We start from the raw sequence: 23,656 nt of genomic DNA on the forward strand, positions 1-23,656 counted from the left end.
TACTCCTCACAGATCAACATTGATGTTGAGCGAACCGGTCACTTTGTTCAGTTGCTCTGGGTCAATTTCGCCAACGATATTGATGAACACAGCTTCTCGCTCTGCGCCAGCACTGTCGTCCACTACCATGACTACCAGACCATCCATGACATCGTCAGTTACTTTGGTAAAGATGCGTACCCGTTCTTTTTCTTCATTAACCGACACGATAGGCATCCAGTTTTTACCTGCAATGTCATTGCTCACTTTGGTAATTAAATCCATTGCCGGCTGAACACTTCCTTCAATGTCATACACATTTACCCTAACCGCCTTTAGTTTACTGATAAGCTCACTGGTTTCAGGGTCAGATGCGTTTAACTTACTGACAAAGGTTAGCATGGTTTTATTCAGATTTATCATTACTTTAGGCTCACCATAATCGGCTTCCAGACTGGTAAATTCTACATACCCTCTCTCAAGGGTAATATCGTCAGTCGTTGCCTGCGCCGCCACGGAAAGTGAAAGGCTAATAAAGGCCAAAGCGGTTAACAGTAACTTTTTCATAAGGTTTCCTTAACGTGATGTAGCGGTGTGGCCAATCCTCTGTTGAATTGACGCCGAATGTTGTCATCGAATGCGTGTGAAACTGTGTCTGAGGTTTTTGTCTGTGCCATAGACACATAATGCAGAGCCACCAGCAGTTCTTGCTCTGCTTGCCTCACTTGCGCAATATTGGGTTGTGCACCTGAAGGTTCATCGAGCATTTTTCCCGACATGAGTCCGATCACCAGGGTCGCGGCAATGGCAGTGAATGTTTTCCATCGCCGTTTAAAATCGCCCCTGATAACCGTGCCTGTGTTTTTTTCCTTGGCAATACCTTGAAGCTTTTCTTCAAGCCCTTCAGGTAACGGTTGTACCCCTATTGCATCAAGGTTTTGCTCAATCTGTAACGCGCGCTCTATGGCTTCGACGGTCGAAGGATTAGGTTCGCCCATTGTCTCACCGTCGCTGGCCAGCGCTCTGGCCACGACCCGCGTATCCGCAGTGGGCGGATTTGCCGCCAGAAAGCGTTCCAGTTCTTGTTGCCATGCGTTATGTTTATTCATGAGAAAACTCCTTCAATAAACGTTTTAACTGGTGTCTAGCGCGATGCAGGTACACTTTAACTTGTGTAGCAGAAAGGTTGAGCGAAGCCGCTGCCGCAGAATGGCTGTTTTGCTGTACATCACACAACATAATCAAAGAGCCGTAGGGCTCTTTCAAACCCGAAATAGCCTGCCCAAGCCAGCTGCTTAGCTGTGCGTGCTGCAATTGTCCGTCGGGCTCTTCAAAGTGTTGCGTTACCTGATGTGCTTCCTGTACTTCACTGGTATTTCTGCGTCTGCGAATTTTGTCAATGCAAACATTACGAGTGACTGCAGATAGCCAACCAGACACCTTTTCTGCTTCTATATCGTCCATGCAATTCCACAAGCGCGTAAACACTTCTTGCGTGCTGTCTTCGGCGTCATGTGGATCGTGCAAGATATACAACGCCAACGAATAAATACGTTGTTGTTGTTCTGCCAGCACTTGTTTGAATTTTTGTCCTTTCATACTGATATACACGCACCACGAACTAAAAAGTTACAGGTTATTGAGCAAAAACCAGAAAAAATTCATAAAGCTCAAATATTGAAGGCCATAGAGAAGCAAACAAACACGTTGATAGGGCCAGCTGTATCGCCCAGTAGTCCATAGCGTTTGATTCACAATAAAGACAGTTTTTTATTTAAGCACAGCTTGCGCGGTGTCTGATTCACTAAAGTGTAACGAAAATTACTGGTAGCTGAAGCCACTATGAGCTGATACCCTTTGGCGAGCATTGATGCTAGTTAACTGTGTAAGGCGCAAATCTATCAAGGAGCTTTTGCCATGGAACACCGACTACATGTGTCTGTTGTCATCCTACTGTTTTTCTCTTATTTTCTGCCCGCAAACGCTGAGACGCAGAGTATGCCCACGATTTTGTATTGCCACACCTGCAATACAGATGTGCAGTATGCTGAAAAAGTACTGAAAGAAGTCAGCTTGCCGCATAACGAGCCACAAACCCTGTATATGGTCAACTTGTTAAGAGGTCAGGTTATCGCCTACCAGGTCGCCCTTATAAAGGGTAAATCAGAATCTGATGCGCCGGTGTTAACCTATACCGTCACCCCCATTGCGGGTGATGACGCTGTGCTAGAAGGCATTGCTGATGCAAGACTGATCGTACAAAGCTTTGGCCAGGCATTTAATAACATTACTCCCAACGCGCTTTCTATTCCATTTGATTCAGCAATTGATCTGCTAGGTCCATCAGAGCTTTTCAAAAACGGACTGCAAAACCGCTTGAGTCATCACACCAGCAATCTGTGGTTTTCGCTTAACCAAAACGCCAGTCATATGGCCAAAGCCGTAGCTTATGATCTGCTCGTAGCTAGCGGTTGTTGCTTCGCCAGAATAACATTTGAAGATACTTCCCAGGTGTTAGTTAAGTCAGTCGCCATTCGTCGAGAGGTAAGTGGTTTGTTTAAAATGGACATAGCAACAGAGCTGGAAGGCTATTCCCAACTTAATAGCGTTATTGATATAGAATTCGATGTAGAGCTCAATACTATCAGGACCCCAAATATTCTGGCATTTCCAAATCAGGCTAATCAATTTGCGAAGTGGAAGGTTTCAAATGTACCCTATGAAATCGCTCAGGAAATCGCCGAACTCGCATCCAGAGTGGGTATTGAAGCCCCGCTACCAACAACAAACATGGCGTGTAACTTCACTTTTCAATGCTCCCAAACGCGGCAATGCAGTTTTGAGCCGACTTGCTAAGATTTCTTAGCCCGAGCCAGTCGCTTGCGCACTTTACGTGAGTGCCAGGCGGCAGGCACAATCACTACCAATGCGATAAACAGATTCAACCAAGGAGAAACCTGATCAAGTACTGATAGGTTTGCTAACGCAACCGCAGCTTCGTTATTCACTTCGTCAGCAAAGGCAATCACCCCGTAAGCGCCTTCTTTTGCAAGCGCAAAACCGTTGCTAGCTGCACTTTGCCAACCCAGAGCCGAAAGCGAAGCAAACGCAGAATACCCTATTGCACTGGCACCAAAACTCACTATGCCTATGCCTACAGCGCCAATACCCAAAAGACCAATACCCACAGCCCCAACGCTAACGAGCCCAAATGACACTATACCTACACTTACGGGTGCAACAGCGAAGGCGCCCCAGGCAAAAATGACACCATAAGCATGCTCTCCACCGGCAAACCAACCCAATACAGGCTTATCATTTTTTTCAGGCACATCAAAACGAAAATGAAAAAGTGGAATACCAAACACACTAATTTCGCTTTTATATTCCCTCTTTTTTACTGATTCCTCGCTGTAGGGCGGGTCAAAGGCATTGGGCTGGAACAGGCGTTCTTGGGCTCGCAATGCACGCATGCCCTTTAGCAAACGAATTAGCAAAAACGAATAACAAGTAACAAACACTCCAATCACAGCCTGAGCGGATATCGCAAACTCCCATGCCAGCTCTGGTTGCTCTATGGCTAACTGTTTCAGTGTGAGTAATACGATGACAAGCAGTAATGCGACACCAAAAAACAACGCGACAAACACAATAGTGGCTTGGCGTTCTCGTTTTGTTCGAGACTGTGCAAGGCCAGCGCGAAGTCCAAAAAACGAACTAATCAGCCCTGAAAATGCAGCCAAAAATGCAAAAAGGCTTGCCGATTTGAAGAACGAACTGCCTTTGAGCGCTGCGGCTGAAAAAACAGAGGCCTTAGCAGGTGGAGAGAGACTGCTAATTGATGTCATCACCACCAACGTAAAGGCCGCACCCGGTTTGCTTTTCACCAAGGCCTTTTCTATTATTGAAGTCATCGACGCCTGTAACTGCTTTCTGCCTCTAGATAGGCGCTGTTTTACCACCTCCTCTGACAAATCTAGTTCAGTCGCAACCGCTTCTATTGATTTTTGCTCGCGGTAAAACAAGACCAATGGCTCGCGATAGTTCTCAGGCAATGCCGTTAAGGTGCGCCATAACAATTGCTGTTGTTGTTCATCAATCGCCGTGTCTTCCAATTTGGCTTGCTCAGCCAAATTTGCTGTCACTTCGTCAATATCAGAAGCTTGGTAGGCAGGCTGTGTAGTTTCTTTGCGAAAAAAACGACTCACCTTAAAGCGTAAAATACCGCACAACCAAGCTTTAAGTTTGTGTGGATCGCTTAAACTATCTAGCTTTTTCCATGCCTCAACAAAGGCTTCCTGTGCTATGTCTTCACTATGTTTAATGTCGCCAACAGCGGAATAAGCGATGGAGCACAGTAATGATTGATAGCGACTAACTATTTCACAAAACGCGGTGCGGTCTCCTCCAAGTGAAGCCAGAACTAAATCAGCATCCGTTAATTGTGCAGCCAAAAGGCGTTTTTTAAACATAGGACTCTCTCTATTTCCTCAACAATATAGCGCGCTATATCCATAGGTGCCATGAGGAGCCATAAAGGTGACAAAAAATAAAATTTACTTTTTTTGTCACCTTTTTTATGTCGGCTGGCACTTATAGGCATACCGCTGATTTGGCGCTATTTAACCTTTAACGTAAAAGCATGCCGTTGGCATACTGGAGAGAAACGAATGAATACACTGTCTGTGAAAAAACGTGTTGTGACCGTATTGGCAGCAACTGCACTAATTTGCTTATCGAACGCTGGTTTAGCCAACGAACTGAGTAAGAACATAGATAATTTTAGTGATGCTACCAATAACAACTTAGGCCTAGCTCGCATTTTTATGAACGACTCTACCACTGGTGGTAAAACCACAACATCGTCAAGTGTCAGCAATGGCATTATGACAGTCACAGGTAAAATTGCGCCTGCACGTGGCCAGCCTGGTTGGGCAAGCACCGTATTATTGCTGGACCCCGCAGGTCAACCTAAAGACGCCAGCCACTATGAAGGCATAAAACTCGTCATTAAGATAAACAAAGGCAATGTCAATGTCTCTGCTAACAGCACAAAAGTCAGCAACTATGATTATCATGTTGCTCCCGTTGTCGTGACTCAATATGGCGAATTCCAAGAAGTCAGCATTCCTTTTAATTCTATGAAACGCGCATGGTCTGCACAGACCGAATTGGATACCCAGACACTCAGCAGTATCAGTATTGTTGCATGGGATATGCAAGCCAATGATTTTGACTTTGCGATTGACCAAGTCAGTTTTTACTAACCAGGCAAGATAGGATTGGACAAAACCATGACAAACTCAACGTCTCCAAAACGCATCGACTATCTGGACGCTTCCCGCGCTTTTGCACTGATTCTAGGGATTGTGTTTCACGCTAGTTTATCGTTTATCCCAGTATTTATTGGTTGGGCAGTCATGGATGTCTCTACCAGCTGGATTACAGCTATCTTTGCTACCATCAGTCATTCATTTCGACTGGAGTTATTCTTCTTAATAGCGGGCTTTTTTAGCCATATGACCTTTCATCGGGATGGCAGTAAACGCTTCCTAAAATCGCGTGTCATACGCATTGCCATTCCTTTAATTATTGGTTGGTTTATTTTACGTCCACTTATTGTATCTGGCTTTACTATGGGTGGTCAGAGCCTTCGTGGAGAGATTGATATTACCAGTAGTTTGATGGCGGGTTTAACTGACTTACAGTCATTTCCCACCGGCTTTTTGGTGGGCACTCACCTTTGGTTTTTATATTATCTGTTGCTGATCACCGCTGTGACACTTGTTTGTCGCGCCATATTGCGTACCTCTAAAAAGGTGAGCGACAAACTGACGGGCGCTACCGACACAGCAATATCTTGGCTTTTGCAGTCACCCTTCGCACTCGCAGCCATGGCGTTACCCATTGCATGCTGCCTGTGGTTTATGGATAGCTGGGGTATGGATACGCCTGACAAATCCCTTTCTCCCCATTGGCCCGTGTTGTTAATTTATGGCGGCTTTTTTGTGTTGGGTTGGATGCTTCACCGCCAACCAGTTTTGCTGGATAAGTGGGCTTGTTTATCCTGGAAAAAACTGGTTGTAGCGCTTGTATCTGTTATCTCATCGGTTGTGTTGATGGACTTCCAAATGCAGGTTGCTCATCCCCATTACGACTTCATCAAGGCTGGGTTCGTCGTCTGCTACGCCGTGATGATGATGGCGTTGGTATTGTTAACACTTGGCCTATTCCAGCGTGTGCTAAATCAGCCTAACAAAATAGTCCGTTATCTTGCTGACGCCTCGTACTGGATGTATCTCATCCACCTACCTGTCGTTATTTTTCTGCAAGTTGTTGTTGCAGAATGGTCGTTCCATTGGTCAGTAAAATGGTTAGGCATTACCATAACCACGGTAATTCTGTCTTTGTTCATTTATGATTTATTAGTAAGGAACACGTTTATTGGTGCCACACTCAATGGGCGTCGTAAACCCCGAGCAATGATAAATTAGCGGTCAATCAGGGTGAAGGTGTCGTTTGATTATCTGATCTCTTCGTCCAGACCTGATCGTTTGGGTAATGGCCTGGTTAATACTTGGCAGTAATGCAGCATGTTGCTTATGAACTCGAATGTGCAAAGCATGCTTATCGTGTTCAGGACCAATAGTTAGTGCCCACCCGTTTTTATTGATGTAATACTCGGCGACCTCTTTGTTAACAATGGCCACCTCAACTCTACCTAGGTGGAGTAGCTCCAACAACTTTTCTTCGGTTTGCACTTTTATATCAGTTCCAAACCACTCTGAATCTGGGTAAGTAAAACCTCTTACGGTTCCAACAACACGGGTTTTTAAGTCTGAGGGTGCAGCAATATTGAAAATCTGATTGCTATTGAAAATATAGTGATCTGTGGACTCGTAAATGGGCAGCGAAAACAACTGTACTTGCAGTTCTTTTTGCCGATTACGCCAAGCAGGATTTGAACAACAACTTAGCGCCATTTCGCCGTTTTCAAACATTATGCGTTTACGCATGGCAGGCACAGGAAAAAGTTCAAAGTCGATATCTGCCTGTTTGAGCACCGCAGTAAACAATTCTGCATAAATCCCTGAATACTTATCAGTAGAGATAATCAGAGGAGGCCGACTATTGTCATAAAACGGAATAGGTAAAGTGTCCGATGCACCGAGCCACGGGCTGTGCAAACACATACAAACCACAACACATTTCATAATTCGCAGACGTAGACTAAGCATATATGCCCCTCCTTGTGCCAAGAGCATCTACGTTAAGTATACAGCTAATCTAATATTCTACAGAAAAATAAGGGGCTATTTTCAGCCCCTTAGCATGTTAATGGTGTCGTTTAAAACGTCATTCTGGCAGTAAAGGTAAGTCGACGTCCCACCACATCATACTGAGACGGATCTGTACCTGATTGCACGTTGGGCGAATAAAGCGGCGGTAACTTATTAAACAAGTTATTCACCCCTAGTCGCAGCGATATGCTTTCATTAACAAAGTAAGTGGCGCTCGCATCCCAATACATGACTGAACCTGTACCGGGGAATTGCTCGCCCGGAAATTCTTTTTCCAGACGGTGGTCCATACCTGCAACATACCTACCTTGTAAATTTACAGACACATCTTCCAAGTCCATTGAAAGATTTAAATTAGCCTTCAACTCTGGAAAAGTCGTGCCCAACCCAGCGCCAAAATAAGACACGGTACCCGCATAATCTAGTGCCGGTAAGAAAGGTGCTTGCTGATTCTCAAACTCCAGTAAATAGTTTACAAACAAGTTCACGTTAAACGACGCACCACCCAGCCATTCTGTGTCAAAGGCATAGTTAGACTGGAAATCAAAACCTGAGGTAGAAAGCGTGCCACCATTAATGGTTGGGAAAGAGCCACTGGCTGTGGGAGCCGAGATAAAGAATATATCTCCTCCCCGAGCCAAACCCTGACAGTTCTCAAAATTGATATCTAGGTCAGGGTTGCGACCGTAATAGTTAAAGCAATCGGCTATGATCAAATTAACGTTAGGCGTTTGTATGGCACCGTCTATGTCAATGCTGTAGTAATCCAAAGACATTTCAACACCATTGTCCATGGTATAGACAGCGCCTAAGGTTAAGGTATCCGCCTCTTCTGCCTTAAGCTCTGAATTGCCCGACGTGAAAATCGTGACTTGCCCACCCGGTGTTTGCACATAAATACTGGGGTCGGCTACGCCATTGTCAGCACAGATACCAGCTGCCGATTCACCTCCTGATGTTCTGAAGTTAGTAGTTCTGGAACAAGGATCAAAATATTGAGGTGCTGATGAGCCACCGTCAAACAGCTCGCCAAAATTAGGCGCCCTGACTGAGCGTTGGAATGAAGCTCGAATACGCGGTAAATCATCATTGATATGCCAACTCAATTCTGCTTTGTAAGCGCTATTTCTGTCTTTATCGCTAATTGATTGTGTGGCGATGTCAGTAAACTGCGATTCTGAAGTACGGAACCCTAGCGTGAGGTCGAGCGATTCGGCAAACTCTTCACCGTCAACCAAAGGAATGAATGCCTCAAAGAAGAGATCCGTAAATTCGTTTGTACCACCAGCAGGTACCGAGGTGTTGAACCCAGAAATAGAGCCTGACGTTGCACCGGGGTCGAACGCATATTCAAATTTACGGTTTTCAGCACCGACCACCACACTTACTGCGCCAGCAGGTAGCTCAAATACGTCCCCTGTAATATAGCCTTGTACGATTTGCTGATCTAATACAGTAGAGGTGGTCGCCGAAATATTGATGTAATCTGCGCACTCCTGAGAAACAGGGTTACGCCCGAAGGGGTTATAGCCACCTTCACAAATACTCACACCACCATCAGGGGCTTCTACCAAATTCACTAACCTTTGATTCTGTAGATTGCCGGTTTGTGTTTGTCGAATGGTAGTTTCGCCTTGCATGGCATACACTTCCCAATCCCAACGATCCTGAATTGTGCCGCGGGCGCCAATCATGTATTGCAAAATGGTATTGTCTCTAAAGGACTGTCTCAGTCCGTTCCACAATGACCGCTGACGCACAAGAAACGCTTCATCTGCACCACTGCCTACTAATCTAGGATCATCACCGGTACGGGAATTCAACAGCATTCTAAAATCATCGGGCAAAAACGGGTTACTCACTGGAACCACAAGCGCATTGCTTATAGAGCTGCCTGCTTCAACAAATTGAGACACCGCATTGTTGGGGTTATTGGCGCCAGGCCCGTCGAACCTTCCAAGAGGGAATGGTGTAGGCGCTAGTGCGGTTGATGACTCATAGTTGGTCCAGCCCGCTGACCCAAAGATCTCCAACTGATCAGTAATAAAGTAATTCATTTTGGTTGAAAATGAACGCCTCTCTAGTGGCAATACCAAAATATTCACCGCATCGAAGTTGTAACTGTAGCGGTCTGGAAAAAGGTTGGTGTTAACTGCCAAATCCACAGGATAGCGCCAGTTCTCAACATTAAAGTCGGTATTGAAAATACCCGCTGAAAAAAGTGACCCATCATCGTTAAACGCTAGCAAACCAAAATTAGCCGGTACCGAGCCAGGTGCAACACCGTATGTGGCAAATAGATCATCTACCGCACTTTGGGTGATAGGGTTAGAGCCTGAGCCAACAAAACGACCTTCAGGGAAAAAGGTCGTAGTAGCGGTGGCAACGGCGGCAAAAGGGCGCTGTCCTTTGATTAGTCCATCACGCACTGTATAATCAAACGACAATACGGCATTGCCTTTGTCGTCGTCAAAGTTACCCCCCAGCAAACCTGAATAGCTGTACTCCTTGGAGTCACCAAACTCTTCACTTTCTGAGCGGTTGTAAGTGAAGTCAAAACCTTCAAAATCATTTTTAAGCTTGATGTTTACTGCACCGGCAACAGCATCAGCGCCATACGCAGCGCCTGCACCACCCGTTATAACTTCTACGCTATCGATAAGTGCAGCGGGTATGGTATTTAAATCAACCGTCATATTAGACGCGGACACCATTACCCGGCGACCATCTACAAGTACTAAGTTTCTGTTTGCCCCCAGCCCTCGTAAGTCAATGTTGGATTGCGCGCCATTACCAGGGTTGTTTGAGGTGGTGGTGCCCGCAGGATTGACTTGGGGCAAGGTATTTAGATAAGTGTCTAATGTAATATCTGCGCGGCTGTTTAGCTGTTCTGCGTCTACAGTTACTAGTGGGCTATTGGCGGCGAAATCGGCATTGCGAATACGCGAGCCCGTCACCATTATTTTTTCTACGCTTTGTTCTGCTGCTAACTGCTGATCTTGGGCCTGGTCTTGTGCATACACAGGTGTTCCTGCTGATATTGCTGCAATACATGCAACGCGAATAGACAGTGCTAGCTTGTTATAACGTCTTGTCATATTGAGTCCTCGTGTGTTTCCTTGTGTTGTCCCTGGATGATTGACATAGTCATTTCTCAGGTTTTCATCGGACAAATTAGTGAACTGCAAGGTCGACAAATAGTGGGATTACACGAACGACAGGATTACTGGTACCAATGGTATGCAAAGGCAATTAAATGGGGTGGGACTCCTCGAAAAAGCAAACGGAGTGACCGCCAAACCAGACTTTTTACCCCCAAATGCACACCGTAAAGCAAGGTGAAATTTGCATTGCACAAATACACTAATCAATAATGCATGTAGATTGTTAAATAATTTGATGTGGTGGTTAACGCAGTGGCCCGTTTTTTAAATGCTCTTCCTGGCTGGAAGGTATGGTTGAGCAGCATGATTTTTTGGTTGCTAATGAATACGTTCGCTGCAGAACTAACCTATCGTTCTGGTCGAGCAGCGAATGCCACATCTTGGCTGGAAGTATGGCTATACTACTTTCCATGGTGGATGCCATGGGCTTTGCTCACGCCCTTGGTTATCGCCTACGCTCAACTCATTGATCGACATAAAACGTCAATGTTTATGTTTGCATGGCAGCATGTAATGGCACTTCTGTCTGTATTGGTCATGTATTTGTTTAGCGGCATTGCGATGAACCTGATACTTTGGAACAAAGAACTCTCTCAAAGCAGTTTGAAAATACAAATAGAAAATGCCCTTACCAACTCACTCTGGCATATCGATTTTGTTGTCTATCTTGCAATTTTACTGGCAGGATACGGGCTTAAAAGCAGCCGTCAGGCACAGTTAGAAAAAAACCGTAATGCTGAGTTATCCAAGCAATTAGTGGATATCCAGTTACAGTCGCTAAAATCGCAACTCAACCCACATTTTCTATTCAACACGCTCAATACCGTCGCAAGTTTGGTGCGTTTGGATAGAAAGGATCAAGCGGTTGATGCACTCAATGAACTGAGCCTGATGCTGAGAAAAGTATTGGAGAATCAAAGTAATCAACTCATTCCACTTGAGCAGGAAATTGAGTTTATTCAAAGTTTTCTGACCATACAAAAAATGCGATTTGAGGATAAGCTTAATACGGCTGTTGAAGTTGACTTTGAATGTTTGCACGAAGACATTCCGTTTATGTTGTTACAACCCTTGGTAGAAAACGCCGTACAACATGGCTCCCAACTAGAAACTGACAGTAACCTGCTAAGCCTCCAAGTACGCTGTGAAAACGGCCGGCTATTAGTGAAGCTAACCAATAAAGTACCGCAGCAAGATACCCATCAGGGGTTTGGTATTGGAGTTAAAAATTGCCGCGAGCGACTGCGTCACCTTTATCACGATGACTTCACCCTTACCCTTACCCCTATAGAAAATGGCTATTTTGAAACGTTTGTTTCTATTCCGCTAGGAAAAGACTTTTATGCATAAAGTGATGATTACTGACGATGAGCCTTTGGCGCGCGAAGCAATAAAGCTACTGCTACAGGAACAAACTGATGTAGCAGAGATTATTGAGGCTAAAGATGGAAATGATGCTCTGCAACAATATCAAACGCATGCTCCTGACATTGTGTTTTTGGATATTCAGATGCCTGGTATCACAGGTATCGAGCTTGCCGAACAACTGCAAAAAGAGTGTGTGGTTATTTTTGTGACCGCCTATGATCAGTATGCCATTACCGCCTTTGAGTTAAACGCCATCGATTACCTGCTTAAACCCTTTAATAACAAACGCTTCTATCAGGCACTCGACAAAGCCAGGAATAAAATAAAAGAACGCGAAGTGGCCGACTATAAACAAGTTGGACAGCTAATTCGTCATATGATGGACGAGCAGGACAGGCACTATAAATCGCGTTTGGTGATACGCGACCCAGGTCGAATTCGACTCATCGATGTCGACCAAATAAATTTTATCCTGGGCGCAGGAAACTATGCCGAAATTCACACATTTGACGGCAATATGGTCCTGCACAGAGAAACATTGTCTACCTTGGAAAGTCAGTTAGACCCTAATATTTTTGTAAGGATCCACCGTTCAAGTATTGTCCGTAGGAGCAGTGTTAGCGAGTTGCATCCAAATGAAAAAGGCGACTACGCCGTGCTGCTTAAGACAGGTGAATCACTGACACTTTCTAGACGAAATAAACACAAGCTGGCAGAACTAATGAATTAGCGCTTTTTTATTGCCCAAATCGCTACGCTCCCCGCCAATACCAGTCATACTCATGCAGAAAAATGACTTGCAACAAAAAAAGAAGGCCAATTGCAAACGCATTGGCCTCTAAATAAAGGACTACCTGTAACAGTAGAAAGTTAATGAGTCGGGCCCTCGCTCCGACAACAATGATTCTACGGATTCTCGTATACGATGTGAGTCGAAAGTGACCAATGTCTCGCAAGGTGTGACGAATGTGTAATTTGCCGTATTAAACGGTGAGTAATACAAAACCTTAAGATCAACGTAATAGATTTCCAGTGGAATAATTAGGCGAATTAAATGAAAAACCTGCTTTTACTGTTTTTGACGTTGCTGGTTAGCGGATGCTCTGTTTTTGGAGACAATGGAGTGGAATCTGCACCTTATGAACTGCTCTTATCTGATGAAAATAGAGATATTGAAGTTCGCAATTACAAATCTATGATTTTAGTTACTGCCGAAATGACCGATGACAGCGAGAGAAGTGCTTTTCGCAAACTGTTTAATTACATCGCTGGCAACAATCAGGGTTCCACAGAGATTGCCATGACGGCTCCCGTGTTCATAGAGGATGAACAATCAGAGGGCACTAAAATTTCAATGACAGCACCTGTGTTTATTGCTGAAAATGGCACGCAAGCTTCTATGTCTTTTGTCATGCCGGCGCACTTCACCTTGCAAACGACGCCTAAACCGAATGATCCCACGCTTAGCATTAATGAGCTAAAGGACTATAAAGTAGCAGCCATCAAATTCAGCGGCACACTAGGTGATAGCAACGTAGAAAAACACACAGAGATATTACGTGATTGGATACAAAACAATAATTTAAATGCGGTAGGCAAGCCTGTTAAGGCAGGCTATAACGGCCCGCTGACCCTGCCTTTTTTGCGTCACAACGAAGTGCTCATTGCTGTTCAATAAAGTCAATTGTTTCGTTAATATGTGCGAAAGATCAATTTAACTATTTAGGTTAGATTGTATGTACTTAGTATGGGACATTACAGCAAATGGATTTGACAGATAAACAACCTGATTTCACCACATATTCGCTGCGCGAACTTGAAGATGCGCTCTCTCATATCAATAAAGACGCATATCCTGAGCGTGTAGAAATCATAATCCAGGAAATCGCATCAAGGGAATCTGATTTCTCCGCTCAGGAGGATGAATTTATTCCCATTAAAGAACAACTTCACCCTAATTGGTTTATCAGGTACTGGAAAGGGCAAGTTTCACTTCCCATGAGCTATTGGGGAGTCGGGTTGGCTACAGTTATGCTCATCTATGCAATATCTTATTTGGTCGAGCGGGGTATAGAGGCGTCAACCGATACTTGGCAGCTAGGTGCTTACATCATTGTTTTATATGTCTTTATTATAACAACAGTCGTATGGCAGTCTGTTGGACTATTTAGAACTGCAAGAAAGCATCCTCTGAGGACAGGGGACTCAGGATGGGCAACAGTGGCTATTTTTATGCTAGGTATCGGCCTAGTAAGTTTTACTTTTGAAATGTATAGAACTGGTGTTCCCATTATAAAAGGCGGCATACAACTTCTTATTAACAATAATAAATACCCAGCAACAGAATTCAGAGTTATTAATGAAGGAAAGGATTTAGAACTTATCGGGCGCATAGAGTTGGGGTCAGACAAACGCCTAAATGAGCAACTGACAATAAACCCAAAGATAACGAGAATTCATCTGCACAGCGAAGGCGGCCGGTTGGTGGCGGCAAATAGAATGGCTGACACGATTAAACAACATAATCTGGACACCTATGTAAAAGCAGAGTGTGCGTCGGCATGCACACTCTTGTATCTTGCAGGCAGCAATAGATTATTGGCCACCACTGGCAAGCTTAAGTTTCATGCACCAGGCTTTGGTGGATTATCAGCTCACAATGTAGAAGAACTCGGCTCCGCTTTGCAAAGTGCTTATGAAAGAACCAACATGCCGGAGTGGTTTATAAAAAAAATAATGCAAACGCCAAACGAGTCTTTATGGATTCCTACCCAAGAAGAGTTATTAAAAGCCAAGGTTGTTACTGAGATAGTCAATCCTGATGAATACCCATTGAGTGGATTGGGCCCAGAGTCAGCAATTACTGTTGAAGGTGTAGAGTCAGGTTTATTGACGCAAGATTACATGCAGGCAATGAAAGAATACGACACGGAGGCATACCAGCGAGCCGTCGAGATTAACATCAATGGCATGTTGGCTGGGAAGAGTCGAAACCAAATTTCTAGAGAATTCCAGGATCTTCTCTACGTTGAACGACTCCCCATTTATTTGAGAATCGGTAGCGATGAAGCGGTTGTCCAATACTGGCTCTCACAAATTGACCATATGAAGGAGTTACGAAACGACTTCCCACTAGCCTGCGCCTCATTCGCATTTCCGGGGGACATCCCCTCTGAAAAGCACTACGGCAATGAAGGAGTTATCTCAGCTGAACAAGAAGCCAAAGATCTGGCAGCCATAGAAGCACTAATTCGAAGCATTAATGCACAACCCCCAAACATAGATAAGGCCACACAAAAAGGGCTGGTAAAGGAAGTATTATCAAAATTAAAAGATAGGAACGCGGACTTTGTAAATGTTGTGGCATCCGCTAAGGATTTTGTTGATAAGCCTAGCCTTTTATGTGATGCATCCATAGCGCTTAATGAGGGATTTGTTTCTTTTGATATCAAAACAAGCGGACAACTGTTGAGAAGCTTTTCATTATTGGAGTAGATTGTTAAAGACCTACCCAAAGAAACGTCGCTTTCACAATCGAAAGCGACATTTAGCGCATCACTCAGCCATTGCCTGTTGCTGAAAAATAGCATCCGGTAATTTAAATGTAATTGCCGTTAGTACCAGTACCAGCTGAAAGTAGAGAGATTGAATAATCAATTTGTACTCGATTAAGCCGCTACCCTGTACCCACATCATTAATGTTATCTGAAAAAGTGCCAAGGCAAGCACCAGCAAGTTTATTTTCATAGCACGCTTCTTAAAACGTTCTTTGTGCTCGGGTAAAGAGAAATTAACCGACTTATTATCTCTGTAAATCACATAAAGTATCGCAGCAAAAAACGCGTTCAGAATAAGCTGCCCAAGCAAATTATAATAGCCCGCGAAGCCCTCAAAAGGATGTTGTGAAAAGTACACTACACTGGCTGTATAGGTGATATTAGCTACGCCAACCAACGCTAGGAGAGGGCGAGATAAATAAGTTTTCCAGCTGTTATTGTCCAAAGCCGCGTAGCGCTTTCCTCCCGCCTTTTCTTTGTATAAATTCAACAACTTTTTGTGTAGGCCCATAATAACCAGCAACGGGACCATGGCTATCAAGAATAGCAACATCAAACCGGTTTGATTGTCCCAATTTAGTAACTCAGTCTTTTTTACAAAGGCCGTAAGTACAATGATCATGGTAAACCCAAATGCGAAACCAACAGACGTCCAGTACATCATGGCCGCCTTTGACTGAAACTGCTTCACCTCAACGCTGTCAACATCTTCCAGATGCGCCCTACACTGTTGAGTTTGATGAGAGAAGTGCCTAAACGTAAAAATGGGAACCACGACTAACGTGATAAATATTTGTATAAACATCATGATGTAATTGGTTTGCGAGAGCCAGTTTTCCATTTGTTTTTCCTTAATTGGTCTGCGTAGAAAGTGCTTTTTTAAAAGCGATTCTAATTTCTGAGTCAGTCGCGCCAGCATCTCGCAACTTGTTGATTGTTTCTTGTAGCTGATCATCCAGCCACTCGTGGATGTCACTAGACAGATTTTGCAGGGCATCAGGATGCACAAACGTTCCTCGGTAGCCCTTTGTTTCTATAACCTTGTCTCGTTCCAGTAATCGAAACGCTTTTGTCACTGTTTTCGCATTCAAGTCCAACTCTGACGACAACTTGCGAATAGATGGCAAGGGATCGCTTGGCTTGAGTAAACCCTTTTGAATGGCCAGCTTGATTTGATTGATCAACTGATTAAACAGGGGTTCGGGTGAGTCGAGATCGATTGTAATCATGTCTATTCCATTTAAACCCAAATTAACCATGTGTACCACCACCACACATGGAACATGTTAGTAGAAAAAAAACTAAGTGCAAGAATTTTTTCGTTTCCATGCGATCTCTATGTCACCCTATTCAGCAAAAATTGGCTTCGGGTGTAGGTTTTTTTCTATACTCAAATTTAATCTGGCGTTGGGTGCTAAGTAGTATCTACTCGAGGGTATAGCATGTCTGAACAAAGCATAAGTGACTGGTTAGCAAAGGTAACGGAAGTGATGAGCAAAGACTTGTTCACGCTGTTTGACTATCAGTTTAATCTGTTTGAGCTAATTCTCGTGCCCGTCATTCTGCTAATTGGGCTATATATCATTCGTTTACTTGGGCGTTTTCTTGCGGAGCGCTTAGCGGGCAGTGGCGTCAATCCCGACTCAGTGTTGCTCATACGAAGAGTATTTTATGTTATTGCGCTGTTGATACTCTTTGTCACTGCTTTGGAAATCCTCAATATTCCGATCACTGCGTTTGCCTTTTTATCTGGAGCGGTCGCTATTGGTGTTGGTTTTGGGGCACAAAATGTAATCAACAACTTTATTAGTGGTTGGATTTTGATGTGGGAAAAACCCATCAAGATAGGTGACTTTCTTGAGGTCGATGACGCTCGGGGAACAGTCGAAACAATTAACACCCGTTCAACCCGAATTCGCCGTGTTGATGGTGTTCACCTTTTGGTACCCAACAGTAAGTTGTTGGAAAATACTGTAGTAAATTGGACCCACATGGATCGCAAAGCGCGCACCTCTGTGAGGATTGGCGTTGCTTATGGTTCGCCTTGCAAAAAAGTGGCGGCGCTGATCAAACAGGCTGTCGATGACCAAAGCGAAATACAACATTCGCCAGAGCCGATAGTTATTTTTGATGACTTTGGCGACAACGCACTCATTTTCGAAGTGTATTTTTGGGTCAATGCGTCGGTAGAGCGTGATCTTCGGCTTATTCGCAGTAACGTCCGTTTCAGAATTGATGAATTGTTTGCCCAACATGCCATTGTCATTGCTTTTCCGCAGCGTGATCTGCATTTGGATGGCAAACTGGAAATCAGCCGCCACCGGGACTAGTCATTTTTTGCAATAGCCACAATTAGTGATACTTTAGCTATATATTGGCAAGGAAGAGGAAAGCGATTCTCCGCTTTCAACAAATATGAATAGCATTGCGCCGACTAGCTTAGAAAGCTCTCCCCAACATTGTAAAAATTGCGGTGACGTAGTCACAAAAACGTTTTGCCCTGACTGCGGACAACGCAACCGAGCTGAACGCTTGTCATTAAAAGCCATTCTGGTTGATATTCCCTCACAATGGCTCAGTTTGGACAAAGGCTTTTTCTACACTTTTTTGCTCCAATTCAAAGCCCCCGGACAGGTGGCCCGGCGCTACGTTCAAGGTGAAAGAATAAAATTCACTAGCCCATTAACTTACTATTTGATTGGCGCAGCTGTGCAGTTGTTAATGCTGTTTTTCTCAGCTGAACAACTCAAAAGCGAATTGATAAGCAAGTTGTCGTCTTCTACTGAGCAACTCGCACAGTTGCAGCAAATATACGGGGATAATGCAGCAAATATATATGCCGATGTATACATTAGTGTGATCAATCAAGGCTATACCTACTTAGGCTTTGTATTTTTGTGCCTGCCTTTTGCTTTTATGGTATGGGCTTTTTCACGGCGCCATCGTGCTGCATACAACGGCGCTGAAACCTTAATCTTTTCGTTTTATACAATGGGGCATTTTGTGATGACCACTGGGTTGATGGGCTTCATTACTGTGCGCTACTTCTATACTTACCACGCGCCTTTATCACTGGTGTTCTATTTGGTTTATTGTCTAATCTCAACAAGAGGCTTTTATACTAAACAACAACACAGCGTAATTGCGTCAATATTGGCACTTGTGTTTGCTTTTGTCTTATTTATGGTGACTCTTTTAATTGCGACTAGTATTGCTATGAAGAGCGCCATTTAAAATACGTAAAAAAAAGCCCCGGTTTTTTAACCAGGGCTTTTTATTCTTTCGACGTTAAAAAGGGCTAATTACTCAGCCGCTTTCTCTACAACATCAACCAATTTCCAAGTCTTAGACTTAGACATTGGGCGGCACTCAGTCAAGGTAACTACGTCACCTTCGTTGCACACGTTGCTCTCGTCGTGAGCGTGTAGTTTAGTAGAACGTTTGATGAACTTCCCGTAAATGGGGTGCTTAACAAAACGCTCGATAACAACAGTGATGGTTTTATCCATTTTGTTGCTCACCACACGACCCTGTACTGTACGAATTTGTTGTTCAGTCATTAGCTAGCTGCCTTTTCAGTCAGTATGGTTTTAACACGCGCGATGCTGCGACGCACTTTTTTCAACTGGTCAGTTTTTTCAAGCTGGCCAGTTGTGTGCTGCATGCGCAAGTTGAACTGTTCGCGAAGCAGGTTTAACAACTCTGCGTTCAATTCTTCAACGCTTTTTTCTTTCAGTTCAGCTGCTTTCATTACATCACCGTCCGAGTTACAAAGGTTGTCTTAAATGGCAACTTCGCAGCTGCCAACTCAAACGCTTCGCGAGCCAAATTTTCTGGAACACCTTCCATTTCGTAAAGCATGCGGCCTGGCTGAATCTGGCAAACCCAGTATTCAACGTTACCTTTACCTTTACCTTGACGAACCTCAAGAGGCTTCTCGGTAATTGGCTTGTCAGGGAAAACTCGAATCCAAATTTTACCTTGACGCTTTACGTGACGAGTCATGGCACGACGTGCGGCTTCGATTTGACGCGCAGTCATACGACCGCGGCCAGTAGCCTTAAGGCCGTAAGTACCGAAGCTTACTTTGCTACCCGCAACTGCCATGCCGCGGTTGCGGCCTTTGTGCATTTTGCGGAATTTCATACGCTTAGGTTGTAACATGATTAGCCCTCTCGCTTAGCGTTGCGGCCTTTCTTCTTAGGCTGTGCAGGAGCTGGCTGCTCTTGCTGTAGTGGCAAGCCACCTAATACTTCGCCTTTGAAGATCCAAACTTTAACACCAATGATACCGTATTGGGTCAATGCTTCAGAGGTTGCATAATCGATGTCAGCACGGAAAGTGTGTAGTGGTACACGACCTTCACGGTACCATTCAGAACGTGCAATTTCTGCACCGCCCAAACGGCCGCTAACTTCAACTTTGATACCTTTAGCACCAATACGCATAGCGTTTTGTACCGCACGCTTCATTGCGCGACGGAACATAACACGGCGCTCAAGCTGGCTTGAAATGCCGTCTGCAACCAATTGAGCGTCTAGCTCTGGCTTGCGGACTTCAGCAATGTTGATCTGAGCTGGCACACCGGCCATCTTAGATACGTGATTGCGTAGCTTTTCAACGTCTTCACCTTTTTTACCGATAACCACACCAGGGCGTGCAGTGTGAATAGTCACACGGATGCTCTTAGCAGGGCGCTCGATAACAATTTTAGAAAGAGACGCATTTTTAAGTTGTTTAGTAAGATACTGACGAACTTCATGATCGTTATAAAGGTTGTCAGCATAATCTGCAGTATTAGCGTACCAGGTAGATGTCCATGGTTTGCTGATACCCAGGCGTATGCCCGTAGGATGTACCTTCTGTCCCATTATCTACTCCTAGTTATCTGCTACAACTACAGTGATGTGGCTGCTACGCTTGAAGATACGATCAGCACGGCCTTTAGCACGTGTCTTGATACGCTTCATTGTAGGGCCTTCATCAACATAGATTTTGGCAACGCGTAACTCGTCGATGTCAGCGCCTTCGTTGTGCTCTGCATTTGCAATGGCAGACTCTAGAACTTTCTTCACTAGAGTGGCACTTTTCTTAGGGCTGTACGTTAAAACCTCAAGGGCTTTTTCGACGTGTAGACCGCGAATTTGATCTGCTACCAAACGCGCTTTTTGAGCAGACGTACGAGCAAAACGGTGTTTAGCTAAAGCTTCCATTTTCCTACCTCTTAACGTTTGCTTTTCTTATCAGCGACGTGGCCGCGATAAGTGCGTGTTGGAGCAAATTCGCCCAATTTATGGCCGACCATTTCGTCAGAAACGAATACTGGAACGTGCTGGCGACCGTTATGGACTGCAATGGTCAACCCAATCATATCTGGGATGATCATAGAACGACGAGACCAAGTTTTAATTGGCTTCTTGTCGCCTTTTTCCACTGCAGCCTCTACCTTCTTCAGCAAGTGCAGGTCAATAAATGGACCTTTCTTGAGAGAACGTGGCATGGTGAATCCTCGCTTTTACTTGTTACGACGACGTACGATAAGTTTATCAGTACGCTTGTTGCTACGGGTTTTCTTACCTTTAGTCGGTACGCCCCAAGGTGTCACAGGGTGACGACCACCAGAAGTACGACCTTCACCACCACCGTGCGGGTGATCTACCGGGTTCATGGCAACACCACGAACAGTAGGACGAACACCACGCCAGCGAGTAGCACCGGCTTTACCCAAAGAACGCAGCATGTGCTCAGCGTTGCCAACTTCACCGATAGTTGCACGGCAGTCAGACAATACCTTGCGCATTTCGCCAGAGCGAAGACGCAGCGTTACGTAGTTTCCTTCACGCGCAAGAATCTGCGCGTAAGCACCGGCAGAGCGTGCAATTTGTGCACCTTTACCAGGCTTCATTTCGATGGCGTGAATTACCGTACCAACAGGAATGTTGCGCATAGGCATAGCATTACCTGCTTTGATAGGTGCATCTGAACCAGACTGAACTGCATCACCCGCTTTCGCACCTTTAGGTGCAAGGATGTAGCGACGCTCACCGTCTGCGTACAATACCAACGCAATGTTTGCTGAACGGTTCGGATCGTATTCAAGACGCTCAATTTTGGCTGGGATGCCGTCTTTGTTGCGTTTGAAGTCGATAACACGGTAGTGCTGCTTATGACCACCACCAATGTGACGAACGGTGATACGACCACCGTTATTACGACCGCCAGACTTGCTGTTTTTTTCCAACAACGGAGCGTAAGGTGCGCCTTTGTGTAGGTCAGGGTTAGTTACCTGTACTACGTGACGACGACCGGCAGAAGTTGGCTTAGCTTTCAATAATGGCATTTCTAATCCCCTTCTTACTCAGCACCACCGACGAAGTCGATGTCCTGACCTTCTTTAAGAACCACATAGGCCTTTTTCCAGTCGCTGCGCTTACCGAAGTTCATACCGTGACGCTTAGTTTTACCTTTAACGTTCACAGTGCGTACGCCTTCAACTTCAACCTCGAACAGTTTCTCAACTGCTGCTTTGATTTCCGCTTTATTGGCATCTTTAACTACTTTAAATACAACTGTGTTGTTGCTCTCAGCAGCCAAAGTAGACTTTTCTGATACGTGAGGTGCAACCAACACTTTTAGTAGACGTTCTTCTCTCATGACAACGCCTCCTCTAGTTGTTTAACTGCATCGGCAGTGATTAACACTTTTTCGAATGCAATTAGACTTACTGGGTCAATACCTGCAACATCACGAACGTCAACTTTGTACAAGTTGCGTGCAGACAAGAACAAGTTCTCATCTACTTCTGGTGTTACGATAAGTACATCGCGAAGCTCAAGTGAATTAAGCTTACCAACCAGCTCTTTAGTTTTAGGTGAATCTACACCGAAGCTCTCAACAACTACCAAGCGGTCCTGACGAACCAACTCAGAAAGAATGCTTTTGATAGCACCACGGTACATCTTCTTGTTAACTTTTTGCTCGAAGTTACGAGGCTTAGCAGCGAATGCGCGACCACCGCCAACCCAAATTGGGCTACGGATAGTACCAGCACGTGCACGACCTGTACCTTTTTGACGCCAAGGCTTCTTGCCGCCACCACGAACTTCTGAACGTGTCTTCTGTGCTTTAGTACCCTGACGAGCACCTGCACTGTATGCAACGACTACCTGGTGAACCAGCGCTTCGTTGAATTCACGTCCAAAGGTCGCTTCTGAAACTTCAAGTGCTTTCGCATCTTTTACTGACAATTCCATCACTTACTCCTAAGACGTTACGCTTTAACAGCTGGCTTAACGACAACGTCGCTGCCAGTTGCGCCAGGTACGGCACCTTTAACTAGAATAAGGCTGTTTTCTACGTCAACGCGTACCACTTCCAAAGACTGGGTAGTCACCTGCTTGTTACCAAGCTGACCGGCCATTTTCTTGCCTTTGAATACTTTACCTGGAGATTGGTTCTGACCAATTGAACCAGGTGCACGGTGAGATAGAGAGTTACCGTGAGTCATACGCTGTGAACTGAAGTTCCAACGCTTGATCGCACCAGCAAAACCTTTACCTTTTGACGTACCAGTTACGTCAATCTTTTTGGTGTCGTTGAAGATTTCAACAGTGATTTCACTGCCTACTTCAATGTCGGCACCTTCGTTGTCTTCTAGGCGGAATTCCCACAAGCCACGACCAGCTTCAACACCTGCTTTGGCAAAGTGCCCAGCATCTGGTTTGTTAACGCGGTTCGCTTTCTTAGTACCTGCAGTTACCTGAAGAGCGCGATAACCGTCTGTTTCCTCAGTGCGTAACTGGGTAACACGGTTTGGGGTCGCTTCAATAACAGTCACAGGGATAGATACACCATCTTCAGTGAAGATACGTGTCATACCCACTTTACGACCGACTAGACCAATCGCCATTGTTATAACCCTCTCTTGTTAGCCCAGGCTGATTTGAACATCAACACCGGCAGCCAAGTCCAAACGCATCAAGGCATCAACTGTTTTATCAGTTGGCTCGATGATGTCTACCAAACGCTTATGCGTACGGATTTCATATTGATCACGCGCGTCTTTATTAACGTGCGGAGAAATCAGAACGGTATAGCGTTCTTTGCGAGTCGGCAGAGGAATTGGACCGCTGACCTGAGCACCAGTACGTTTCGCAGTTTCTACGATTTCAGCCGTAGAAGCATCGATCAACTTGTGATCAAACGCTTTCAAGCGAATACGAATTCTTTGATTAGCCATCGACTAAGCTCCAATCGAAAGAACAAAAAAATTCACCTTTTCACTCCC

Annotated in this window: 28 protein-coding genes; 9 read left to right on the plus strand and 19 right to left on the minus strand. The window is 44.8% G+C overall.

Features of this window, described 5'->3' with window-relative positions:
- Positions 1–6 precede the first annotated feature (6 nt).
- From DRW07_RS10195 to DRW07_RS10205, 3 genes are read right to left on the minus strand one after another with little or no spacing between them, the layout of a single operon-like run.
- The gene (locus DRW07_RS10195; RefSeq protein WP_124027816.1) at positions 7–546 is read right to left on the minus strand and encodes a DUF4252 domain-containing protein; all 540 of its coding nucleotides are present in this window, start codon (positions 544–546) and stop codon (positions 7–9) included.
- Positions 543–1,088: a hypothetical protein gene (locus DRW07_RS10200; protein WP_124027817.1), complete on the minus strand. Its 546-nt coding sequence runs from the start codon at positions 1,086–1,088 to the stop codon at positions 543–545. Before DRW07_RS10200 ends, DRW07_RS10195 begins: the two co-directional genes overlap by 4 nt.
- On the minus strand, positions 1,081–1,578 hold the full coding sequence (locus tag DRW07_RS10205) for an RNA polymerase sigma factor (RefSeq protein WP_124027818.1): 498 nt from the start codon (positions 1,576–1,578) through the stop codon (positions 1,081–1,083). The genes DRW07_RS10200 and DRW07_RS10205 overlap by 8 nt, the downstream gene beginning before the upstream one ends.
- Positions 1,579–1,896: 318 nt before the next feature.
- Here DRW07_RS10205 and DRW07_RS10210 point away from each other — a divergent pair, with 318 nt between their 5' ends.
- The gene (locus DRW07_RS10210; RefSeq protein ID WP_124027819.1) at positions 1,897–2,835 is read left to right on the plus strand and encodes a hypothetical protein; all 939 of its coding nucleotides are present in this window, start codon (positions 1,897–1,899) and stop codon (positions 2,833–2,835) included.
- Here DRW07_RS10210 and DRW07_RS10215 read toward each other — a convergent pair.
- Entirely contained in the window at positions 2,832–4,451 is a 1,620-nt protein-coding gene (locus tag DRW07_RS10215; protein ID WP_124027820.1) for an RNA polymerase sigma factor, read from the minus strand. The genes DRW07_RS10210 and DRW07_RS10215 overlap by 4 nt on opposite strands.
- 198 nt (positions 4,452–4,649) lie before the next feature.
- Between DRW07_RS10215 and DRW07_RS10220 the strand changes: the two genes are divergently transcribed.
- Together DRW07_RS10220 and DRW07_RS10225 are read left to right on the plus strand one after the other, a co-directional pair.
- Positions 4,650–5,246 (plus strand): CIA30 family protein, encoded by a 597-nt coding sequence (locus DRW07_RS10220; RefSeq protein ID WP_124027821.1) that lies wholly within the window; start codon positions 4,650–4,652, stop codon positions 5,244–5,246.
- A gap of 27 nt (positions 5,247–5,273) precedes the next feature.
- Entirely contained in the window at positions 5,274–6,473 is a 1,200-nt protein-coding gene (locus tag DRW07_RS10225; RefSeq protein WP_124027822.1) for an acyltransferase family protein, read from the plus strand.
- 3 nt (positions 6,474–6,476) lie between these two features.
- On the opposite strand, the gene DRW07_RS10230 is transcribed toward DRW07_RS10225, so the two are convergent.
- Positions 6,477–7,217, minus strand: a complete 741-nt coding sequence (locus DRW07_RS10230) for a substrate-binding periplasmic protein (RefSeq protein ID WP_165870466.1) — start codon at positions 7,215–7,217, stop codon at positions 6,477–6,479.
- A gap of 110 nt (positions 7,218–7,327) precedes the next feature.
- Positions 7,328–10,378, minus strand: a complete 3,051-nt coding sequence (locus DRW07_RS10235) for a TonB-dependent receptor domain-containing protein (protein ID WP_124027824.1) — start codon at positions 10,376–10,378, stop codon at positions 7,328–7,330.
- Positions 10,379–10,765: 387 nt separating this feature from the next.
- Between DRW07_RS10235 and DRW07_RS10240 the strand changes: the two genes are divergently transcribed.
- The 4 genes from DRW07_RS10240 (at position 10,766) to DRW07_RS10255 (ending at position 15,307) form a co-directional block, all read left to right on the plus strand.
- Positions 10,766–11,794 (plus strand): sensor histidine kinase, encoded by a 1,029-nt coding sequence (locus tag DRW07_RS10240; RefSeq protein WP_165870467.1) that lies wholly within the window; start codon positions 10,766–10,768, stop codon positions 11,792–11,794.
- Positions 11,787–12,542 carry a LytR/AlgR family response regulator transcription factor gene (locus DRW07_RS10245; protein ID WP_124027826.1) on the plus strand — a complete coding sequence of 252 codons (756 nt, stop codon included), beginning with the start codon at positions 11,787–11,789 and terminating at the stop codon, positions 12,540–12,542. The genes DRW07_RS10240 and DRW07_RS10245 overlap by 8 nt, the downstream gene beginning before the upstream one ends.
- Positions 12,543–12,866: 324 nt before the next feature.
- Entirely contained in the window at positions 12,867–13,490 is a 624-nt protein-coding gene (locus tag DRW07_RS10250; protein ID WP_124027827.1) for an SOUL family heme-binding protein, read from the plus strand.
- 92 nt (positions 13,491–13,582) lie between these two features.
- The gene (locus DRW07_RS10255) at positions 13,583–15,307 is read left to right on the plus strand and encodes a COG3904 family protein (protein ID WP_165870468.1); all 1,725 of its coding nucleotides are present in this window, start codon (positions 13,583–13,585) and stop codon (positions 15,305–15,307) included.
- Positions 15,308–15,367: 60 nt separating this feature from the next.
- On the opposite strand, the gene DRW07_RS10260 is transcribed toward DRW07_RS10255, so the two are convergent.
- Positions 15,368–16,210 (minus strand): hypothetical protein, encoded by an 843-nt coding sequence (locus DRW07_RS10260; protein WP_124027829.1) that lies wholly within the window; start codon positions 16,208–16,210, stop codon positions 15,368–15,370.
- 10 nt (positions 16,211–16,220) lie between these two features.
- Entirely contained in the window at positions 16,221–16,598 is a 378-nt protein-coding gene (locus tag DRW07_RS10265) for a GntR family transcriptional regulator (protein WP_124027830.1), read from the minus strand.
- Between the two features lie 213 nt (positions 16,599–16,811).
- Here DRW07_RS10265 and DRW07_RS10270 point away from each other — a divergent pair, with 213 nt between their 5' ends.
- Positions 16,812–17,699: a mechanosensitive ion channel family protein gene (locus DRW07_RS10270; protein ID WP_124027831.1), complete on the plus strand. Its 888-nt coding sequence runs from the start codon at positions 16,812–16,814 to the stop codon at positions 17,697–17,699.
- An 85-nt stretch (positions 17,700–17,784) separates the two neighbouring features.
- Positions 17,785–18,603 carry a DUF3667 domain-containing protein gene (locus DRW07_RS10275; protein WP_124027832.1) on the plus strand — a complete coding sequence of 273 codons (819 nt, stop codon included), beginning with the start codon at positions 17,785–17,787 and terminating at the stop codon, positions 18,601–18,603.
- Positions 18,604–18,671: 68 nt separating this feature from the next.
- On the opposite strand, the gene rpsQ is transcribed toward DRW07_RS10275, so the two are convergent.
- The 11 genes from rpsQ to rpsJ are packed head-to-tail and all read right to left on the minus strand — an operon-like array spanning position 18,672 to position 23,608.
- On the minus strand, positions 18,672–18,929 hold the full coding sequence (gene rpsQ, locus DRW07_RS10280; protein WP_124027833.1) for a 30S ribosomal protein S17: 258 nt from the start codon (positions 18,927–18,929) through the stop codon (positions 18,672–18,674).
- Positions 18,929–19,120, minus strand: a complete 192-nt coding sequence (gene rpmC / locus DRW07_RS10285) for a 50S ribosomal protein L29 (protein WP_124027834.1) — start codon at positions 19,118–19,120, stop codon at positions 18,929–18,931. The genes rpsQ and rpmC overlap by 1 nt, the downstream gene beginning before the upstream one ends.
- Positions 19,120–19,533, minus strand: a complete 414-nt coding sequence (rplP, locus tag DRW07_RS10290; RefSeq protein ID WP_124027835.1) for a 50S ribosomal protein L16 — start codon at positions 19,531–19,533, stop codon at positions 19,120–19,122. Before rplP ends, rpmC begins: the two co-directional genes overlap by 1 nt.
- A gap of 2 nt (positions 19,534–19,535) precedes the next feature.
- The gene (rpsC, locus tag DRW07_RS10295) at positions 19,536–20,240 is read right to left on the minus strand and encodes a 30S ribosomal protein S3 (RefSeq protein ID WP_124027836.1); all 705 of its coding nucleotides are present in this window, start codon (positions 20,238–20,240) and stop codon (positions 19,536–19,538) included.
- A gap of 9 nt (positions 20,241–20,249) precedes the next feature.
- Complete coding sequence (gene rplV, locus DRW07_RS10300; protein WP_124027837.1) at positions 20,250–20,582, minus strand: 50S ribosomal protein L22; 333 nt, start codon at positions 20,580–20,582, stop codon at positions 20,250–20,252.
- 11 nt (positions 20,583–20,593) lie between these two features.
- A complete protein-coding gene (gene rpsS / locus DRW07_RS10305) occupies positions 20,594–20,869 on the minus strand; it encodes a 30S ribosomal protein S19 (protein WP_124027838.1) in 276 nt (91 codons plus the stop codon).
- A 15-nt stretch (positions 20,870–20,884) separates the two neighbouring features.
- Complete coding sequence (rplB, locus tag DRW07_RS10310; RefSeq protein ID WP_124027839.1) at positions 20,885–21,709, minus strand: 50S ribosomal protein L2; 825 nt, start codon at positions 21,707–21,709, stop codon at positions 20,885–20,887.
- Between the two features lie 14 nt (positions 21,710–21,723).
- Complete coding sequence (rplW, locus tag DRW07_RS10315; protein ID WP_124027840.1) at positions 21,724–22,023, minus strand: 50S ribosomal protein L23; 300 nt, start codon at positions 22,021–22,023, stop codon at positions 21,724–21,726.
- Positions 22,020–22,622 (minus strand): 50S ribosomal protein L4, encoded by a 603-nt coding sequence (rplD, locus tag DRW07_RS10320; protein WP_124027841.1) that lies wholly within the window; start codon positions 22,620–22,622, stop codon positions 22,020–22,022. The genes rplW and rplD overlap by 4 nt, the downstream gene beginning before the upstream one ends.
- A 17-nt stretch (positions 22,623–22,639) precedes the next feature.
- Positions 22,640–23,278 carry a 50S ribosomal protein L3 gene (gene rplC, locus DRW07_RS10325; protein ID WP_124027842.1) on the minus strand — a complete coding sequence of 213 codons (639 nt, stop codon included), beginning with the start codon at positions 23,276–23,278 and terminating at the stop codon, positions 22,640–22,642.
- Positions 23,279–23,296: 18 nt separating this feature from the next.
- Complete coding sequence (rpsJ, locus tag DRW07_RS10330; protein ID WP_124027843.1) at positions 23,297–23,608, minus strand: 30S ribosomal protein S10; 312 nt, start codon at positions 23,606–23,608, stop codon at positions 23,297–23,299.
- Positions 23,609–23,656: the final 48 nt, after the last annotated feature.

Source organism: Paralteromonas sediminis, from assembly GCF_003820355.1.
GTDB lineage: Bacteria > Pseudomonadota > Gammaproteobacteria > Enterobacterales > Alteromonadaceae > Alteromonas_F > Alteromonas_F sediminis.

Excerpts from the sequence above, each read along its gene's own strand:
- DRW07_RS10195 (WP_124027816.1), bottom strand. The coding sequence starts at position 546 with ATGAAAAAGTTACTGTTAACCGCTTTGGCCTTTATTAGCCTTTCACTT.
- DRW07_RS10200 (WP_124027817.1), bottom strand. The coding sequence starts at position 1,088 with ATGAATAAACATAACGCATGGCAACAAGAACTGGAACGCTTTCTGGCG.
- DRW07_RS10205 (WP_124027818.1), bottom strand. The coding sequence starts at position 1,578 with ATGAAAGGACAAAAATTCAAACAAGTGCTGGCAGAACAACAACAACGT.
- DRW07_RS10210 (WP_124027819.1), top strand. The coding sequence starts at position 1,897 with ATGGAACACCGACTACATGTGTCTGTTGTCATCCTACTGTTTTTCTCT.
- DRW07_RS10215 (WP_124027820.1), bottom strand. The coding sequence starts at position 4,451 with ATGTTTAAAAAACGCCTTTTGGCTGCACAATTAACGGATGCTGATTTA.
- DRW07_RS10220 (WP_124027821.1), top strand. The coding sequence starts at position 4,650 with ATGAATACACTGTCTGTGAAAAAACGTGTTGTGACCGTATTGGCAGCA.
- DRW07_RS10225 (WP_124027822.1), top strand. The coding sequence starts at position 5,274 with ATGACAAACTCAACGTCTCCAAAACGCATCGACTATCTGGACGCTTCC.
- DRW07_RS10230 (WP_165870466.1), bottom strand. The coding sequence starts at position 7,217 with ATGCTTAGTCTACGTCTGCGAATTATGAAATGTGTTGTGGTTTGTATG.
- DRW07_RS10235 (WP_124027824.1), bottom strand. The coding sequence starts at position 10,378 with ATGACAAGACGTTATAACAAGCTAGCACTGTCTATTCGCGTTGCATGT.
- DRW07_RS10240 (WP_165870467.1), top strand. The coding sequence starts at position 10,766 with ATGAATACGTTCGCTGCAGAACTAACCTATCGTTCTGGTCGAGCAGCG.
- DRW07_RS10245 (WP_124027826.1), top strand. The coding sequence starts at position 11,787 with ATGCATAAAGTGATGATTACTGACGATGAGCCTTTGGCGCGCGAAGCA.
- DRW07_RS10250 (WP_124027827.1), top strand. The coding sequence starts at position 12,867 with ATGAAAAACCTGCTTTTACTGTTTTTGACGTTGCTGGTTAGCGGATGC.
- DRW07_RS10260 (WP_124027829.1), bottom strand. The coding sequence starts at position 16,210 with ATGGAAAACTGGCTCTCGCAAACCAATTACATCATGATGTTTATACAA.
- DRW07_RS10265 (WP_124027830.1), bottom strand. The coding sequence starts at position 16,598 with ATGATTACAATCGATCTCGACTCACCCGAACCCCTGTTTAATCAGTTG.
- DRW07_RS10270 (WP_124027831.1), top strand. The coding sequence starts at position 16,812 with ATGTCTGAACAAAGCATAAGTGACTGGTTAGCAAAGGTAACGGAAGTG.
- DRW07_RS10275 (WP_124027832.1), top strand. The coding sequence starts at position 17,785 with ATGAATAGCATTGCGCCGACTAGCTTAGAAAGCTCTCCCCAACATTGT.
- rpsQ (WP_124027833.1), bottom strand. The coding sequence starts at position 18,929 with ATGACTGAACAACAAATTCGTACAGTACAGGGTCGTGTGGTGAGCAAC.
- rpmC (WP_124027834.1), bottom strand. The coding sequence starts at position 19,120 with ATGAAAGCAGCTGAACTGAAAGAAAAAAGCGTTGAAGAATTGAACGCA.
- rplP (WP_124027835.1), bottom strand. The coding sequence starts at position 19,533 with ATGTTACAACCTAAGCGTATGAAATTCCGCAAAATGCACAAAGGCCGC.
- rpsC (WP_124027836.1), bottom strand. The coding sequence starts at position 20,240 with ATGGGACAGAAGGTACATCCTACGGGCATACGCCTGGGTATCAGCAAA.
- rplV (WP_124027837.1), bottom strand. The coding sequence starts at position 20,582 with ATGGAAGCTTTAGCTAAACACCGTTTTGCTCGTACGTCTGCTCAAAAA.
- rpsS (WP_124027838.1), bottom strand. The coding sequence starts at position 20,869 with ATGCCACGTTCTCTCAAGAAAGGTCCATTTATTGACCTGCACTTGCTG.
- rplB (WP_124027839.1), bottom strand. The coding sequence starts at position 21,709 with ATGCCATTATTGAAAGCTAAGCCAACTTCTGCCGGTCGTCGTCACGTA.
- rplW (WP_124027840.1), bottom strand. The coding sequence starts at position 22,023 with ATGAGAGAAGAACGTCTACTAAAAGTGTTGGTTGCACCTCACGTATCA.
- rplD (WP_124027841.1), bottom strand. The coding sequence starts at position 22,622 with ATGGAATTGTCAGTAAAAGATGCGAAAGCACTTGAAGTTTCAGAAGCG.
- rplC (WP_124027842.1), bottom strand. The coding sequence starts at position 23,278 with ATGGCGATTGGTCTAGTCGGTCGTAAAGTGGGTATGACACGTATCTTC.
- rpsJ (WP_124027843.1), bottom strand. The coding sequence starts at position 23,608 with ATGGCTAATCAAAGAATTCGTATTCGCTTGAAAGCGTTTGATCACAAG.